At 69.0% G+C, this 15200-nt stretch carries 14 protein-coding genes; 9 read left to right on the plus strand and 5 right to left on the minus strand.

Features of this window, described 5'->3' with window-relative positions:
* Window positions 1-176 precede the first annotated feature (176 nt).
* Together D457_RS0124825 and D457_RS0124830 are read left to right on the plus strand one after the other, a co-directional pair.
* Window positions 177-503: a tetratricopeptide repeat protein gene (locus D457_RS0124825; RefSeq protein WP_017583384.1), complete on the plus strand. Its 327-nt coding sequence runs from the start codon at window positions 177-179 to the stop codon at window positions 501-503.
* Window positions 504-618: 115 nt separating this feature from the next.
* The gene (locus D457_RS0124830; RefSeq protein ID WP_017583385.1) at window positions 619-1755 is read left to right on the plus strand and encodes an L-cysteine desulfhydrase Cds1; all 1137 of its coding nucleotides are present in this window, start codon (window positions 619-621) and stop codon (window positions 1753-1755) included.
* A 112-nt stretch (window positions 1756-1867) separates the two neighbouring features.
* Here the strand turns inward: D457_RS0124830 and D457_RS0124835 are convergent, their stop codons facing one another.
* Complete coding sequence (locus D457_RS0124835) at window positions 1868-3973, minus strand: DNA gyrase/topoisomerase IV subunit B (RefSeq protein WP_017583386.1); 2106 nt, start codon at window positions 3971-3973, stop codon at window positions 1868-1870.
* Window positions 3974-4468: 495 nt separating this feature from the next.
* Between D457_RS0124835 and D457_RS0124840 the strand changes: the two genes are divergently transcribed.
* Complete coding sequence (locus tag D457_RS0124840) at window positions 4469-4693, plus strand: DUF7455 domain-containing protein (protein ID WP_026116999.1); 225 nt, start codon at window positions 4469-4471, stop codon at window positions 4691-4693.
* Window positions 4694-4824: 131 nt separating this feature from the next.
* On the opposite strand, the gene D457_RS0124845 is transcribed toward D457_RS0124840, so the two are convergent.
* Window positions 4825-5517, minus strand: coding sequence for a GNAT family N-acetyltransferase (locus tag D457_RS0124845; RefSeq protein ID WP_026117000.1), 693 nt, complete (start codon window positions 5515-5517; stop codon window positions 4825-4827).
* A gap of 130 nt (window positions 5518-5647) precedes the next feature.
* Here D457_RS0124845 and yaaA point away from each other — a divergent pair, with 130 nt between their 5' ends.
* Complete coding sequence (gene yaaA, locus D457_RS0124850) at window positions 5648-6442, plus strand: peroxide stress protein YaaA (RefSeq protein WP_017583389.1); 795 nt, start codon at window positions 5648-5650, stop codon at window positions 6440-6442.
* Between the two features lie 419 nt (window positions 6443-6861).
* Here the strand turns inward: yaaA and D457_RS0124855 are convergent, their stop codons facing one another.
* Window positions 6862-8529, minus strand: a complete 1668-nt coding sequence (locus D457_RS0124855) for an RNA polymerase sigma factor (RefSeq protein ID WP_193374541.1) — start codon at window positions 8527-8529, stop codon at window positions 6862-6864.
* A gap of 196 nt (window positions 8530-8725) precedes the next feature.
* The gene (locus tag D457_RS0124860; protein ID WP_017583391.1) at window positions 8726-10783 is read right to left on the minus strand and encodes a SpoIIE family protein phosphatase; all 2058 of its coding nucleotides are present in this window, start codon (window positions 10781-10783) and stop codon (window positions 8726-8728) included.
* A 580-nt stretch (window positions 10784-11363) separates the two neighbouring features.
* On the opposite strand from D457_RS0124860, the gene D457_RS0124865 reads away from it, so the two are divergent.
* The 5 genes from D457_RS0124865 to D457_RS33335 all read left to right on the plus strand — a co-directional run bounded on the left by D457_RS0124865 (window position 11364) and on the right by D457_RS33335 (window position 14409).
* On the plus strand, window positions 11364-11648 hold the full coding sequence (locus tag D457_RS0124865) for a hypothetical protein (protein ID WP_017583392.1): 285 nt from the start codon (window positions 11364-11366) through the stop codon (window positions 11646-11648).
* A gap of 255 nt (window positions 11649-11903) precedes the next feature.
* The gene (locus tag D457_RS0124870) at window positions 11904-13517 is read left to right on the plus strand and encodes a hypothetical protein (protein ID WP_017583393.1); all 1614 of its coding nucleotides are present in this window, start codon (window positions 11904-11906) and stop codon (window positions 13515-13517) included.
* A gap of 22 nt (window positions 13518-13539) precedes the next feature.
* Window positions 13540-13812, plus strand: a complete 273-nt coding sequence (locus D457_RS33330; protein WP_017583394.1) for an alpha/beta fold hydrolase — start codon at window positions 13540-13542, stop codon at window positions 13810-13812.
* A gap of 131 nt (window positions 13813-13943) precedes the next feature.
* A complete protein-coding gene (locus D457_RS0124880) occupies window positions 13944-14144 on the plus strand; it encodes a hypothetical protein (RefSeq protein ID WP_239646215.1) in 201 nt (66 codons plus the stop codon).
* 64 nt (window positions 14145-14208) lie between these two features.
* Window positions 14209-14409 carry a type II toxin-antitoxin system RelE family toxin gene (locus D457_RS33335; RefSeq protein WP_239646218.1) on the plus strand — a complete coding sequence of 67 codons (201 nt, stop codon included), beginning with the start codon at window positions 14209-14211 and terminating at the stop codon, window positions 14407-14409.
* Window positions 14410-14413: 4 nt separating this feature from the next.
* Here the strand turns inward: D457_RS33335 and D457_RS0124890 are convergent, their stop codons facing one another.
* Window positions 14414-15193 (minus strand): tyrosine-protein phosphatase, encoded by a 780-nt coding sequence (locus D457_RS0124890; RefSeq protein WP_017583397.1) that lies wholly within the window; start codon window positions 15191-15193, stop codon window positions 14414-14416.
* Window positions 15194-15200 lie beyond the last annotated feature (7 nt).

A 15200-nucleotide genomic window follows, 5' to 3' on the forward strand; every position in this document is an offset into this window, starting at 1 on the left:
CCGGGCTCCGCTCCGTCGGTCAAGGTGTCGTGGCGGTCCGGCGCGGGGATCACTCCTGTGGGTGGTCGAACCACCCGCCCCCGGGCCCCACACCCGCCTCGTCCATCCCCCGGGAATGCGATCACCCCCGTGACCGTTGAGACCCGGGACGGTGTGACACCGTCGAGAGGAGCACCGTGGAAGAGAGCACCTACGACACCTTCAACCAGGCCCGTATGTTCCTGGAGCTGGGCGACCCCATCTACGCCGCCCGCACCCTGGAACCCGTCGTGGAGAACGAACCGGGCAGCCGTTCCCTGTTGGAACTGCTGGGGCGCGCCTATTTCCAGTCCGCGCAGCTCAACAAGGCAGAGTCGACCTTCCGCAAACTCATCGAGCTCGACCCGGTGGACAACTGGGCGCATATCGCTCTGGCCCGCACACTGGAGCGGCAGAGCCGCCACGAGGAGGCGGCCACCTACCGCCGCATGTACTCGGTGATGACCGGCGGTTCCCTGGACTGACCACCGCCGCCGCGAGGCCGGGTCCCCGTGACCCGGCCCTTTGTGTGCGCGGAGCGGTCCGCTCCGGCGGGATCGTCGGGATCGGCCCGGTCGAGTGCCGGATAACCTGCAAGGCATGGCTCCCACCGCAGACAGTCCAGACCCGGGGGTCCCCTGGGTCGACCGATGTTCCGACAGCGTCCGGTCCTGGGCCGACGAGGCCGTCCGGAAGGTGATCGCGGACGACACCCGTTCGGCCGACACCCACCTGCACGTGTTCCCGCTGCCCCCGGAATGGGGCATCGACCTGTACCTCAAGGACGAGTCGGTGCACCCCACCGGCAGTCTGAAACACCGGCTGGCGCGGTCACTGTTCCTGTACGGGCTGGCCAACGGGTGGATCACCGAGGGCACCACGATCGTGGAGGCCAGTTCGGGTTCCACGGCGGTCTCGGAGGCCTATTTCGCCCAGTTGATCGGGCTGGACTTCATCACGGTGGTGCCGCGCAAGACCAGCCCGGAGAAGATCGCGCTGATCGAGCGCTACGGCGGCCGCTGCCACTTCGTGGACAACCCCCCGGACATGTACACCGAGGCCGAGCGCCTGGCCGCCGAGACCGGCGGTCACTACATGGACCAATTCACCTACGCCGAGCGGGCCACGGACTGGCGGGGCAACAACAACATCGCCGAGTCGATCTTCGAGCAGCTCGCCATGGAGCGCCACCCCTGCCCGGACTGGGTCGTGGTGGGCGCGGGCACGGGCGGCACCTCGGCGACCATCGGGCGCTACCTGCGTTACCGGCGCCTGCACACGCGCCTGGCCGTGGTGGACCCGGAGAACTCGGCGTTCTTCCCCGGCTGGGTGACCGGTGCCGCCGACTACGCCACCGGTATGCCCTCCAGGATCGAGGGCATCGGCCGCCCCCGCATGGAGCCGAGTTTCGTGCCCTCGGTGATCGACCTGATGATGCCGGTGCCGGACGCCGCGAGCATCGCCGCGATGCGTCACCTGAACGACCTCACCGGCCGGTGCGCGGGCGGTTCGACCGGCACCAACCTGTGGGGCGTGTGGCACCTGGTCGCCAGGATGCTCCGTGAGGGCCGCAGGGGCAGCGTGGTCACCCTGATCTGTGACGGCGGCGAAAGGTACCAGCACAGCTACTACAACGACGACTGGGTGTCGGAGCGGGGCCTTGACCCCACCCCCTACCGGGCCGCCATCGACCGTTTCTTCGCCGACGGGGTCTGGGAGCCGCCGAAGGCCCCCTGAGGGAGCACTCAGAAACCCCCTCCTCCCCGATGATCTTGCTACCAGGAGCAAGTTCGGCGCCGATTTCGCTTCTGGTAGCAAGATCATCCTCAGGAGGGGGCCTGAGCAGGGTCTAGGCGTCGATGCGCTCCAGATCGAGCTCCTGAGCGCCCTCCTGGATGAACTTGCGGCGCGGGGCCACCTCGTTGCCCATCAGCAGATTGAACACGGCCGCGGCCTCCTCGGCCTGCTCCACCCGGATCCGGCGCAGGGTGCGGTGGCGCGGGTCCATGGTGGTCTCGGCGAGCTGATCGGCGTCCATCTCACCCAGACCCTTGTACCGCTGCACCGGCTCCTTCCAGGAGATCTTGCGCTTCTCCAGGTCCAGCAAAGTGCGCTCGAGCTCGGCGTCCGAGTAGGTGTAGATATAGCGGTCCTCGGGCTTGGCCCCGCGCTTGCGCCGAACGTTGGTCAGCTCGATGCGGTGCAGCGGCGGCACCGCCGCGTACACCCGCCCTGCCTCCAGCATCGGCCGCATGTACCGGTAGATGAGAGTGAGCAGCAGACAGCGGATGTGCGCGCCGTCGACGTCGGCGTCGGCCATGAGGATCAGGCGACCGTAGCGGGCCGCGTCGAGGTCGAAGGTCCGACCCGAACCGGCCCCGATGACCTGAAGGATCGCGGCGCACTCGGCGTTCTTGAGCATGTCCGCGACCGAGGACTTCTGCACGTTGAGGATCTTGCCGCGGATGGGCAGCAGCGCCTGGAACTCCGAGTCGCGGGCGAGCTTGGCGGTGCCCAGCGCGGAGTCACCCTCGACGATGAACAGCTCGCTGTGCTCCAGCCCCTCGCTGCGGCAGTCCACCAGCTTGGCGGGCAGGGCCGAGCTCTCCAGGGCGTTCTTGCGGCGCTGGGTCTCCCGCTGCTGTCGGGCGGCCAAACGCGCCTTGGCGGCGCCCACGACCTTCTCCATGACGGTGCGGGCCTTGGCCTTCTCCGCCTTCTTGGTGGAGGTGAGGAACTCGCGGAGCTCCTTGCCGACCACCTGGGAGACGATCCGGGAGGCCGCGGAGGTACCGAGGATCTCCTTGGTTTGACCCTCGAACTGCGGCTCGGGCAGGCGCACGGTGACGACCGCGGTCAGCCCTTCCTGGGTGTCGTCCTTGGTGACCGGGTCGTCGCTGTTCTTGAGCAGCTTGGTGGCGCGCAGCTGGTCGTTGATCACCCGGACCAGGGCCCGCTCGAAGCCGTTGATGTGGGTGCCGCCCTTGGGGGTGGCGATCACGTTGACGAAGGAGCGCACGGTGGTGTCGTAGCCGGTGCCCCAGCGCAGGGCCACGTCCACGTCCAGGCGGCGCTCGACGTCGGCGGGCACCATGTGGCCGGACTCGTCCAGCACCGGGACGGTCTCGGTGAAGTTGCCCGAGCCCTGGATGCGCAGGACGTCGCTGACCGGGTCGTCCGGGGCGAGGAAGGTGCAGAACTCGCTGACCCCGCCGTCGAAGCGGAAGTCCTCGGTGTAGGCGGGCTCGCCCTCGGCGCGCTCGTCGCGCACCGCGATGGTCAGCCCGGGCACGAGGAAGGCGGTCTGGCGGGCCCGGTCGAGGAGGTTCTGCCGGGTGATCTCGGCGTCCTTGAGGAAGATCTGCAGGTCCGGCCAGAACCGGATGCGGGTGCCGGTGATCTTCTTGGCGACCTTGCGGGTCTGTTCCAGGCCGGAGACCGGTGTGAACTCGGCGTCGGGGCCGTCGCCGGCGAAGCGCCCGGCGATGCCGCGGCGGAAGCTGATGGCGTGGGTGTGCCCCTGGCGGTCGATCTCCACGTCCACCCGGGCGGACAGGGCGTTGACGACGGAGGCGCCGACGCCGTGCAGGCCGCCGGCGGCGGTGTAGGAGGTGGAGCCGAACTTGCCGCCCGCGTGGAGCTTGGTCATGACCAGCTCGACACCGGGCAGGCCGGACTTGGGCTCGGTGTCCACGGGGATACCGCGGCCGTCGTCCTTGACGGAGACGGAGCCGTCGCTGTGCAGGGTCACGTCGATGCGTCCGCAGAAGCCGCCCAGGGCCTCGTCGACGGAGTTGTCGATGATCTCCCACATGCAGTGTGTGAGGCCACGGCTGTCGGTGGACCCGATGTACATGCCCGGCCGTTTGCGCACCGCCTCGAGGCCTTCGAGGACCGACAGGTGCCGGGCGGAGTAGTCCCCGGGATCGTGGACGGCTGCGGTCAAGGCGGTCACTCGGACATCTCCTGCGTATTGAGGGCCATCGTGGCTGTGCGGTGCGTGCCCTTTGTACCGCGCCGCACCGACGGTTGAGGGGGCCAGGCTACGGCCAGCCGGGAGCTTTGCCGTGGCACGGCCGCGTGTGGGCGGGGTCGTGTCCCCCGGATGCGGGTCGCCGGCGTCGTCGCCGGGGCCGCTGTGACGGGCTCCACAGACCGACGTGGGGGTCGGAACGGACCGACGTAAGGGTCGGACGGGCCTGCCCCGCGCGAGACTACCACCTCTGGTGGATGCGACCTGGATACTCCCGTTTTCCGGGGATAGCCGGGCCTTACTTAGGGGTACAACAAGGAGTAGAAACGACGTCCATCAAGAAGGGCCCCAAAGTGCGCCATCCAGGCACGAACCGGGCGGATTCCGCTGTCGGCGTACACGGGACCCGGTTGGGAACGTCTGGGTCGGGTTAGATGTTGTCAGAGGTGACTAACGCCGAGTATTGAGGATGGCGAAGTGACTGGAACCCTTGCCCCCACTCAGCCGCTGACGGCTGCTGACCGCTGCGACCGCTGTGGCGCACAGGCGTACGTCCGGGTGCTGCTTAACTCTGGCGGCGAACTCCTGTTCTGTGCACACCACATGCGTAAGCACGACGACTCACTCCGCAAGATCGCCTCGGACATCCAGGACGAGACGGACAAGCTCATCGAGAGCAAGAAGGACGCGGAAGAGCGTTAGCCACGACGACCACGAAACGTCGACGGCGGTCCCCGGGGTATCGGGGGCCGCCGTCCTCGTTGTGCCGTCCTCATGGTGAGTGTGCGGATGCCCGGCGGGGTCAGGGCCGGTTCGGGGGGTAACCCCCGAGGTCAGTTCGCCAGCACCCGGTTGTGGTAGCGCGAGACCTCCTCGAACCCCGCTCCCCGGTACAGCCGCAGGGCGGGTTCGTTGTCGGCGACCACGCACAGGTAGGCGCGACGGGCGCCCTTGTCGTGCGCCCAGGCCAGCAGGTCGACCAGGATCGCCCCGGCCACCCCTCGGCCCCGTGCGGCGCGGGCGGTGACCATCCCGCAGATCGCCACCGACTCCCCGTCCAGCACCGCGCAGCCGCGGCCGTCCCCGCTCTCGTGGACCCCGTAGGCGGCAGTGACCCCGCTCAGGATGCGCACGACGCCGTCGGCCCACTCCGGGGAGACGCCCGTCTCGGCGAAGAGCTCGGTCCAGCGCTCCGTCGGGCTGTCCGAGATCAGGGTCGTCCCCGGCCCCTGGGGGCGCTCGGTGAGCTCCTGGGCCAGCACCAGGGTGGGCTCCACCACCGCGTAGCCCTGCTCGGCCAGGCGCGCGTCCACGGCCTCCTCCCCTGGCCACACCTGCACGCAGGGACGCAGCCCGTGTCCGCGGTAGAACGTGGTGACCTCCGCGACGTCGGCACCGGGGTCCTCCAGCAGGGCGCAGTTGGCCCGCTTGGTGAACCCCTCCGCGAGCCCGAACCGCCAGCCGCCCCGCGACTCACTGTGGAACGGGGGCCAGTCCCTGGTCACCCGTGCCGCCCATGCGTGCATGTTCGCTCCCTCACTGTCCCTGGTGTCGGAAGCGGCACATCCTATCCAGCCGGGAACGCCCTAACATGGGCACGCCCCCACCGCACACGCCTCATCCCACCCGAGACCGCACCCGCGACCTGGAGAGTTCATGTTCATCCTGCTCCCGCCCTCCGAGGGCAAGGCCACCTCCGGCGAGGGCCCCCGCCTGGACCCGGGGGCGCTGGTCCTGCCGGAACTGGCCCCGGCCCGGGAGCGGGTGGTAACCGCGCTGACCGAACTCTGCTCCGGCCCCGAGGACACCGCACGCGAGGTCCTCGGGCTGTCCGCGGGCCAGGCCGACGCCGTCAAGCGCAACCTCGACCTGACCACCGCGCCCACGCTGCGCGCCGCCGACCTCTACACGGGTGTGCTCTACGACCGTCTCGGCCTGCCCGGGCTGCTGGCCGAGCACGGCGACCGCGCCCGCGAGCGGATCCTGGTCTTCTCCGGCCTGTGGGGGGTCGTAGGCGCCGCCGACCAACTTCCGCCCTACCGCCTGCCCATGGGCGTAAAACTGCCGCCGCTGGGCGCTCTGGGCGCGTACTGGCGCAAGGCGATGACCGCCCCGCTCGGGGAGCTGACGGAGGGGAGCCTGCTGGTGGACTGCCGTTCGGCGGCCTACGCGGCGGCATTCAAGCCCACCGGGGCCGCGGCAGAGCGCACCGTGGCGGTGCGCGTGCTCCGTGAACGCGAGGTGGCGGGCGTGACCAAGCGCTCCGTGGTCAGCCACATGGCCAAGGCCACCCGCGGCGACATCGCCCGGGCTCTGATCAGCGAGAACGTCCAGGCGGGGACGCCCGAGGAGCTGGTCTCGGCGCTGCGCGACCTCGGGCACACCGTGGAGCTGCCGCCCGCGGACAGGCCGGGGACCGCGCGCACGATGGACGTCGTCATCCGCGACTGAGCTCACCCCGGTGATCCCGCACCCGAGCCTCAGACCACGGCCCCGTGCCGGTTCCGGCGGCCGAACCCGTACCAAAAGGGGTTCCCTGGCGCGCGAAACGGGACCCGGGCGACTTTATGCCGCACCTACAGTGCGTGGGGCAGCATGGTTCGCATCGGATGGAGATCGGACTCCGTGCGGGGACAGTGAGTGCCTGATGTCATGCGAGGGACACGCGGGGGTCGCCACACCCGTGAGCAGGCAGGGGGCACAAACGCCAGGCGCGCCCTCCCGAATCACCTTCGGGAGGGCGCGCCTGTTCTGCTTTTCAGCCGTGTTGCTTCTCGGCTGTACTGCTTCAGCCTGGGACGTCAGTCTTCACCGGGACCGGCTGAATCGGTCGCGTGGGGCGGATCGTCGGGGGACCCGCCACACACGTCCTAGTCCAGGTAGTCGCGGAGCACCTGGGAGCGCGACGGGTGACGGAGCTTCGACATCGTCTTGCTCTCGATCTGCCGGATGCGCTCGCGGGTGACCCCGTAGACCTTGCCGATTTCGTCTAAAGTCTTCGGCTGGCCGTCGGTGAGACCGAAGCGCATGGAAACGACGCCGGCCTCGCGCTCGGACAGGGTGTCCAGCACCGAGTGCAGCTGTTCCTGGAGCAGGGTGAAGCTGACCGCCTCGCCCGGCTGGATCGCCTCGGAGTCCTCGATGAGGTCACCGAACTCGCTGTCGCCGTCCTCGCCCAGCGGGGTGTGCAGGGAGATCGGCTCGCGGCCGTACTTCTGCACCTCGACGACCTTCTCCGGGGTCATGTCGAGTTCCTTGGCCAGCTCCTCCGGGGTGGGCTCGCGGCCCAGGTCCTGGAGCATCTGGCGCTGGACGCGGGCCAGCTTGTTGATGACCTCGACCATGTGCACCGGGATACGGATGGTGCGGGCCTGGTCGGCCATGGCACGAGTGATGGCCTGGCGGATCCACCACGTGGCGTAGGTGGAGAACTTGAAGCCCTTGGTGTAGTCGAACTTCTCCACCGCGCGGATCAGACCGAGGTTGCCCTCCTGGATCAGGTCCAGGAACAGCATGCCGCGACCGGTGTAGCGCTTGGCCAGGGACACGACCAGACGCAGGTTCGCCTCGAGCAGGTGCTTCTTGGCGCGCCCGCCGTCCTCGGAGATCCACTCGAGCTCGTCGCGGAGCTCGAAGGTGAGGACGTCGTCCTCCTCGGCCAGCTTCTCCTCGGCGAACAGGCCGGCCTCGATGCGCTTGGCGAGCTCGACCTCCTGCTCGGCGTTGAGGAGCGGGACCTTACCGATCTGCTTCAGGTAGTCCTTGACCGGGTCCGCGGTGGCGCCAGCCGCAACCACCTGCGGGGTGGGCGCGTCGTCGTCATCGTCGTACAGGACGAAGGAGTCGTCGTCCTTGCTCGGCTTGACCGGGGCGCCGACCGTCTCGGGCTTGGCGGGCTTGGTCTCCTTCTCGGAGTCCGTCGAGTCCTCGACCAGCTCCAACTCGGCGCCGGTGTGCTCGAGGTCGTCGTCCAGGCCCTCATCGGCGAACTCGCCGGAGCCCGAAGCGAGCTCCAGGTCCTTCTTCGCCGACTTCTTGGTCGCCGCCGCCTTCTTGGCCGGAGCCTTGGCGGTGGTCTTCTTGACCGCGGTCTTCTTGGGGGCGGCCGCCTTCTTCGCGGTCGCCGCCTTCTTGGCCGGGGTCTTCTTCGCGGTGGTGCCCTCGGCGGAGTCGACGACGGCGGTGACCGTCTCCGGCTGCTCCTGGGCGGCCGCCGCACGGGCGGGCTTGGCGGCCCGGCTCGTGGTCGTGGTCGAGCGGGTGGTGGTCGTGCTGGACCGAGGGGCAGCCGTCTTGCGCCGCGTGGTCTTGCGCCGCGAGGAGGCCGACTCCGGAACGAGGACCGTCACGCCCTCCTTGGCGAGGCTTCGGAGCACGGACTGCGCCTGCGACATCGGAATTTCGGCCTCTTCGAAGGCACGGCGCACGTCCTCGGGCTCAAGAAAGCCCTGGGACCGCCCACGCTCGATCAGCTGCTGAATGACGGGCTCTTGCAGTGACTCGGACTGCTTCGAGCGAGTCGAACTGGCAGATGACACAAACACCTCTCGAACGGACGTGTGGCGAGAATTGATCGGACCCGGTGGTCCGGTTCGGCCGGGACCGGGCACTGCACCCTCTCCCACCTGCGGCCTGGGATCGTCCCCACTGGGCGGGGAAGCCGGATTCACCTCCGCTTCGCGGGGCGCGGCGGCTTCTTCACTGTAGGCAAGGCAATGGACTTGTTCGTACGGTCTACCGCTCCGTCGCGGAATCGATCACCGGAAGCTGAACGGCGAGCAGAGTGACATCATCGTCCTGCTCATACCCTTCGAGCATGCTCTCAACAAGGTACTCCAGCATCTGCTGTGGATCGCCCACCACTTCGGGCTGAGCCGCGGACGCCACCCTGACGAGTTCGTCGAGACCGGCGTCGACGGATCGTTTGCGGTTCTCAACCAGTCCATCGGAGTAGAGGGCGACAGTGTTACCGGGTTGGACGAAGAATTTGTGATGACCCCTCGGAGAGCTGACGCCGAGCGGTGTGTCGGGCTCGGTGTCGAGCAGCGAGGGGCCTGCGTTCCCGGCGACCACGAGCGGCGGAAGATGACCCGCGTTGCTGAGGTCGAGCTGTCCGGTGACCGGGTCCAGGACGAAGTAGACCAGGGTTGTCACCTGGTCCATTCCCTCTGTGGCCGTGAACATGCGGTCGAGTCCGGTCAACACATCGGCTGGTTCGGGCATGGAGAACGCCAGTGCACGCAACGCGTTACGGATCCGACTCATTCCCGCGGCGGCCTGGATGCCCTTGCCCATGACGTCGCCGAGAACCCCGGCGACCCGGCCGTCGGACAGGAGGAAGGCGTCGTACCAGTCGCCGCCCACCTGCACGTGCTGTGAGCCCGACCGGTAGTAGGCGGCCAGCCGCACCCCGCTCACCTGGGGGAGCTCCTCGGGCAGCAGGCTGCGCTGGAGCTCCTCGGCGGTGCTGTGTTCGCGTTCGTAGACGATGGCCCGGCCGATCGCCAGGGCGCACTGCCCGGCGAGCGCCTCCAGGAAGACGTGCTCCTCGTCGGTGACGTCGCGCTGGGCGTCGAAGGAAAAGCGCAGGGCCCCGATGGGGCGGCCCGCGGCCATCATCGGCAGCGCCACCCAGGCGCGCTCCCCGGTGCGTTCGAGCAGGGCCTCGACCTCGGGCGCGTTCTCCGTGAGTTCGCGCAGCTCGGCAGGGCTGGCGGCCAGGCAAGGCGTCTGCTCGGCCACTGCCCTGGCCGCGACGTCGGGGTAGTCCAGCGAGAACCCGCGCTCGGGCAGGCCCACCCAGCCGTCGGCGGAGAGCATCCGCAGGCGCAGCCGGTCCCGGTCGAAAAGGGCCACGGAGGTGTGGTCGGCGCCCACGCCGGAGCGGCCGATCTCGGACATGGCCTGGACGACCTCGTCGGCGGTGAGCGCCTCAGCGAGGTCAGAGGTGGCCTTCTGGAGGCGGGCGGTGCGCATGGCCGCCTCGCTGAGCTGCTGGTTGAGCCGCTGGCGGAGTTCGTCGGCCTCGCGCTCGGTGGTGATGTCGACCAGGGTGCCGACCCACTCGGCGGTCTCCGCGCCGTCCATGATCGGGTTGGCGCGCGCCCGATAGTGGATGTGGCCGCCCGCACGGGTGCGCACGCGGAACATGGCGTCGAAGGGCGTGACGTCCAGGACGGCGTCGTCCCAGGCGCGTTCGACGCGGGGCCGGTCGTCGGAGTGGAGTGCGTCGAGCCAGCCCCGGCCGAGGTAGGCGTCCAGGTCCTGGCCGGTGATGGTCCGCCACTGGGGGCAGTCCTCGCGGATGTCGCCGCCGGGGCCCGCGGACCAGACGATCTGGTTTCCTGCCTGGAGCAGGGCCCGCAGGCGCTGATCCTCGCGGTGGGAACCGTCGTCCTCGTGGTCGCGGGCGGCGATGAGCGCGATGTGCTGGTCCCCGTTGGTGGGGTCGTTGACCGGGAACCAGGTCAGGTGCCAGGTCTGCCCGGAGGCGGTGCGGTGGCGGCCGCGTACGGCGTGGCCGCTCTCACGCACGCTCCGCACCGAGTCGCGGTGGGCGGCGGCTCCGGCGGGGTCGTCGGCCTGCTTCAGAGCTTCGTCGGGGGTGCGGCCCAGGCAGCGGGCGGGGGTGCTGCCGAAGACGGTGGCCATGCGGGGGTTGATGGAGACGAAGACGTCGTCGGGACCCAGGAGTGCGAATCCGATGGGGGCGTCGGTGAGGAGGGATTTCACCGCGTCTGGCAGTTCCGCCACGCTGATCCGGGGTGGGGGAATGGACGTCTCGGCGCTCAACTGCTCGACACCTCCGGAACCGTCGGATTCCCCAGCCGTCTTTCGATGGGGGTTTTTCTGGACCGCGTGGTCCCCTGCGCACCTGTGCCCACCGTCCGTTCGCGACGGCGCTGTGGCGCGGGGTACGCGGCGCCGATTTCGGTCGGGGGCTCCACGGCTCCCAGGAGTCACGCTCCATGACTCCTCTCGGCCGCTGTCACGGCTCAAGCATAAGACACACCGGCTCACACGCAACGGCCGTCGGGGCGGGGGACCTACCGTGGACACGGAAGGTAAATGTTAGGCCACAGGACCCCCTCGACACAGCCGACCGGGGGTTTTGCGGGCGTGTTTTCCCATAATTACCAACGATGAGCAAGGGCGGCCGGTTTGCGGCGAAATCTTCGAAACGGGACTGTTATATGTCCGAAACGTCCTTTTCGTCTTGTTGACCTGCGGTGATGGTGTGACCCGGGTAAACGGCACCTCCCCCAGGTTTTATCAACAGCGTGCCGGGAGAGGGGTTGACAGTCCGTCCAGAACAAGTGGAATGGGTGGAGGTCACCGTCCAGGCCATCTTCAGCTAGGGGTGTGAGCGAGAATGCTCCAGACCTTCCCGGTCCAGGATCTCAGACAGATCTCGGCGAGGCTTCACGACGAGTTCAGCGGGCTGTCCCACCGCTGCGTCGAGCGCTGTGTCAGCGACACCTGGAACTGCGTCGAACACCTGGGCATCACGGTCACACCACACCTCGTCGAGCGGGTCGCCCGCGAGCACCTCGAGGCCATGGTGAACTCCGTGCCGCCCTCAACCGTACGAAAGAGCGTTCGCCGGCCGGGAACCACGCTGTTCACCGGCCACCGAGCGGTTCCCGAACCGCGCTGAGCCAACCGGCACCGAGCCGACGCGCCGAGTCGGGCACGGACCCAGCGGTCCGTGCCCGATTCCGTGCTGTCCGCGGGTTGTCGTCACTCCCGGCTCCGAAGTCACATGGGCCACACGGCCCGATCTCCACAAGCTTTGGTCCCGTTGTCCACAAGCGGGAGCGCACCCTGTTCCAACTGGCATACGCTTCAGACCGTGCCCTCCCCTTCGCCCTCACCCACCGGCCCCGACGTTCCCGCCGCAGCCTTCGAGGAGATGCTGCGCGCGGCCAGAGCGCTGCTCGCCATGCGGCACCCGCTCGACGCCGAGCTGGCCTTCAGCGAACTCCTGGGCACCTGGTGGGGCGAGCGGCTACCCGGGATGGACGTCGAGCGACTGCTCGGCGAGGGGCTGATCACGCACGCCACCGCCTCCGGCAAGCCGGCGGGGCTGGGCGTGCTGGCCGCGATCACCGCGCTGGGCACCTCCGCCTCCCAGCGGGAGCTGGCCGAACAGGGGATGATCGCCCTGCGCGAGCGGGGGTTGCAGGCCCCGGCCTGGGCCGCCCAGCTCGGCGCGGTGACCCCCGTGGCCGTGTACGTCAGCAACGACCGCTTCGGCGACACCGACGACGTCGTGTGCCTGTTCAGCCGGGACGCGCCGGACAGCAGCGGCTCGCTACCGCCCGAGCACGCGCTGATCCTGGTTCTGGACCACAACAGCGGCGGACTGCTGCGCGACGTGTGGGTGACCACCAAGGTGGACCTGCTGCTCGAACAGTGTCGGGAGCGCGCACGCAGCGACGACTTCGCCCACTTCGAACAGCTGGAGCTGAGCGAGGCCAGGGCCTTGCTCTCCCGAGCCCTGGAACGCACCGAACGCGTGGTCACGGGCGCCGCCGCGGATCCTTCCGCCGGGCCCACGGTGGAGCCGGTGGGGATCTCCGCCGCCGACCTGACCGGGGGTTCGCTGGCCGCGCACTTCGCGCTGGTCGCCTCCCGGGTGCAGCGCCTCCCCCACCCGCCCGAGGGAGTGTCGACCTCGCCGGTCCCGGTGTGGCGGCGCGACAGCCGCGCCGTACTGGCCGCCCGGTTCCTCGCCTCGGACCAGGCGGCCGAACTCTCGGACTCCTACGCGGCGAGCCGCTGCGCGGACCACATCATCGCGCACGGCTGCGACGTGGACTCCGGACGGCCGCTGCGGGTGAGCCCGCGCAAGGTGGAGTCGTTCCTGCTGCACTGGCTGCCCGGCCGGGTGGTGCTGCTGCCCGAGGAACAGGAGTCCATGCCGCACGTCCTGGCGGCCTGGGTGCGCTGGGCCGGTTCCCGCACCCAGCTCCCGGAGGCCCTGGTCGGCGCGACCCTGGACGCGGTCTGGGAGACCACCTCGGCCTTCACCAAGACCTACCGCGACCCGGCCCGCCCTCTGGGCCTGCGCCAAGAGGCGGTGCGCCGCCTGCTCCCGGACGGCGACTTCGCCTCCCTGGCCCGCAGGATGTTCGCCTTCCCCCTGTTGGCCAGCGAGATCGTCACGGGTGCGCCGGAGGAGTTCGACCCGGACACCTCCAAGGGCCGCCGGGCGCTGCTAAGGCTGGACCACTACGGCGAGTACGAGGCCGCCACCCCGCACAACGGCCGCCACCACTCCACCGGCCAGGACCGCTGGTACCGCCCGGTCACCGGCAGGGATCCCGAGCGCGAACGCGAACTGGACCGCCACGAACGCCTCGCCAAACGCCTGTGGGACGGCCGCCCGGCCAACCTGTGGGCGGCGGCCCGCCGAATGCTCGACCACGGCCAGGACCGCCCCACGGTCCTGGCCACCCTCACCGAGGTCCTGTTCAGCGCCACCAGCGAAAGCGACCTCCGCCGCCGTCTGGACGCCCTCTGAGAGGCTGCACTAGTTTTCCGGCATGGCGAACTTCGTGTTGGTGACAGGGGCCTGGCTCGGTGGGTGGGCGTGGGACGGGGTGGTTCCTGAACTTCGGGATTCCGGGCACGGGGGCTATCCCCTGACACTGCCCAGTCTGAGTGACGCTCCCGAGCCGGTCGGTCAGCAGGCGCACGTTCAGGACATCGTCGACGCGGTGGAGCAGCGTGACCTCAGGGATGTCGTCCTGGTCGGGCACAGCTACTCGGGCATCCCGGTGGGGCAGGCCGCCGAGCGGATCGGGGACCGGCTCTAGAAACTCCGAGTCGGTTGGCGCCGGGAACCGTATTCTGGACACATTGGCTGAGGTTACTGACTCGACCGGGCCAGGCATGGCTCGTGTCCTTTCAGACACCCACGGAACATGGAGGTCAGACCATGAGTGCGATGCCCACGGAACCCGAGCACGGCCCCAGACTCGGTAGAGACCTCAGCGGATACGTGCTCGTCCCCGCGAGTTGGGTCGAGAACTACGAGAGGCTCCTAGAGGAGCACGACGTAGCCGAAGCCGCACGTATCTCCGAGGACATCAAGCAAGGCCGCGAACCGGTGTTCACCCACGAAGAAGTGTGGGGAACTGATACGTGAACCACCACTACGAACTCCGCTACTCCAACTTGGCGAAGAAGGGATCAAGAACCTCGACAGCCCGATTCGCAAGCGAGTACAGGCAGCGCTCACAGCGCTCTCCAAAGACCCCCGACCTCGCGGATGCGTCAAGATCAAGGGGCAAGCGCTCATGTGGCGCATCCGCGTCGGTGAATACCGGGTCCTGTACGAGATCGACGACGGCGTGCTCACCATCCTGGTCCTGAAGGTGGCTTCGCGAGACGGGTTCTACGACGACCTCTGAGCGGTCAGGCGAGCATCCGGTTCTTGAGGTTCTCGATCGTTCCGCCGGAGATCTTGAGGCCGTTGACGACATAGTTGTCGAAGGAGCCGTAGAGCTCGTCGATGTGGGTGTAGGCCGTGTCGAGGTAGTCGGCGCGGACGCGGGTCATGGGCTGCACGTCCTCCCAGGGCAGGCCGCTGTGCCGGGACAGCTCGCGCATCCAGAAGTCGGTGTTGGCCTGGCGTTCGTTGCTGGTCAGGTAGTCCTTGGTGATCGCCTCGCGCTCCACGCCCAGGAGGTCCAGCAGGAGGGCGGCGCCCCAGCCGGTGCGGTCCTTGCCCGCGCTGCAGTGGAAGACCAGGGCGGTGGGCCCCTTGGCGGCGCGTTCGACCAGGTCGCGGTAGCCCTCCAGGGCCTCGGCGTCGGAGACCAGTTCGCGGTAGACGCCGAACATGAACCGCTCGGCCGCTCCGTCGCTGAACATCGCGCGGGCCCGCTCCGGGTCCGCGAGCGTCTCGACGAAGTTCGCCCCCGCCGCCTCGGCGTTCTGGACGCCCACGGCGGCGTACTCCGCGCCTTCGGGGACCAGGTCCGGGAGGCGGTCGCGTTCGTGGTGGGTGCGCAGGTCGATCAGCTGGCGGATGCCGAAGCCCTGGTAGGTGGGCAGGTCCTGTTCGGAGATGCTGTGCAGGGCGTCGGAGCGGAAGAGGAGACCGTCGCGTACGGTGCGGCCTTCCTTCGTGCGGTGACCGCCGAGGTCACGGAAGTTGGGGGCACTGGGGAGGAGGAAACCGTCATTCTTCACGTCCGTG

This window comes from Nocardiopsis valliformis DSM 45023, assembly GCF_000340985.1.
In the GTDB taxonomy this organism is placed as follows: Bacteria; Actinomycetota; Actinomycetes; order Streptosporangiales; family Streptosporangiaceae; genus Nocardiopsis; species Nocardiopsis exhalans.

Excerpts from the sequence above, each read along its gene's own strand:
- D457_RS0124830 (WP_017583385.1), top strand. The coding sequence starts at position 619 with ATGGCTCCCACCGCAGACAGTCCAGACCCGGGGGTCCCCTGGGTCGAC.
- D457_RS0124845 (WP_026117000.1), bottom strand. The coding sequence starts at position 5,517 with ATGCACGCATGGGCGGCACGGGTGACCAGGGACTGGCCCCCGTTCCAC.
- yaaA (WP_017583389.1), top strand. The coding sequence starts at position 5,648 with ATGTTCATCCTGCTCCCGCCCTCCGAGGGCAAGGCCACCTCCGGCGAG.
- D457_RS0124865 (WP_017583392.1), top strand. The coding sequence starts at position 11,364 with ATGCTCCAGACCTTCCCGGTCCAGGATCTCAGACAGATCTCGGCGAGG.
- D457_RS0124870 (WP_017583393.1), top strand. The coding sequence starts at position 11,904 with ATGCTGCGCGCGGCCAGAGCGCTGCTCGCCATGCGGCACCCGCTCGAC.
- D457_RS33330 (WP_017583394.1), top strand. The coding sequence starts at position 13,540 with ATGGCGAACTTCGTGTTGGTGACAGGGGCCTGGCTCGGTGGGTGGGCG.
- D457_RS0124880 (WP_239646215.1), top strand. The coding sequence starts at position 13,944 with ATGCCCACGGAACCCGAGCACGGCCCCAGACTCGGTAGAGACCTCAGC.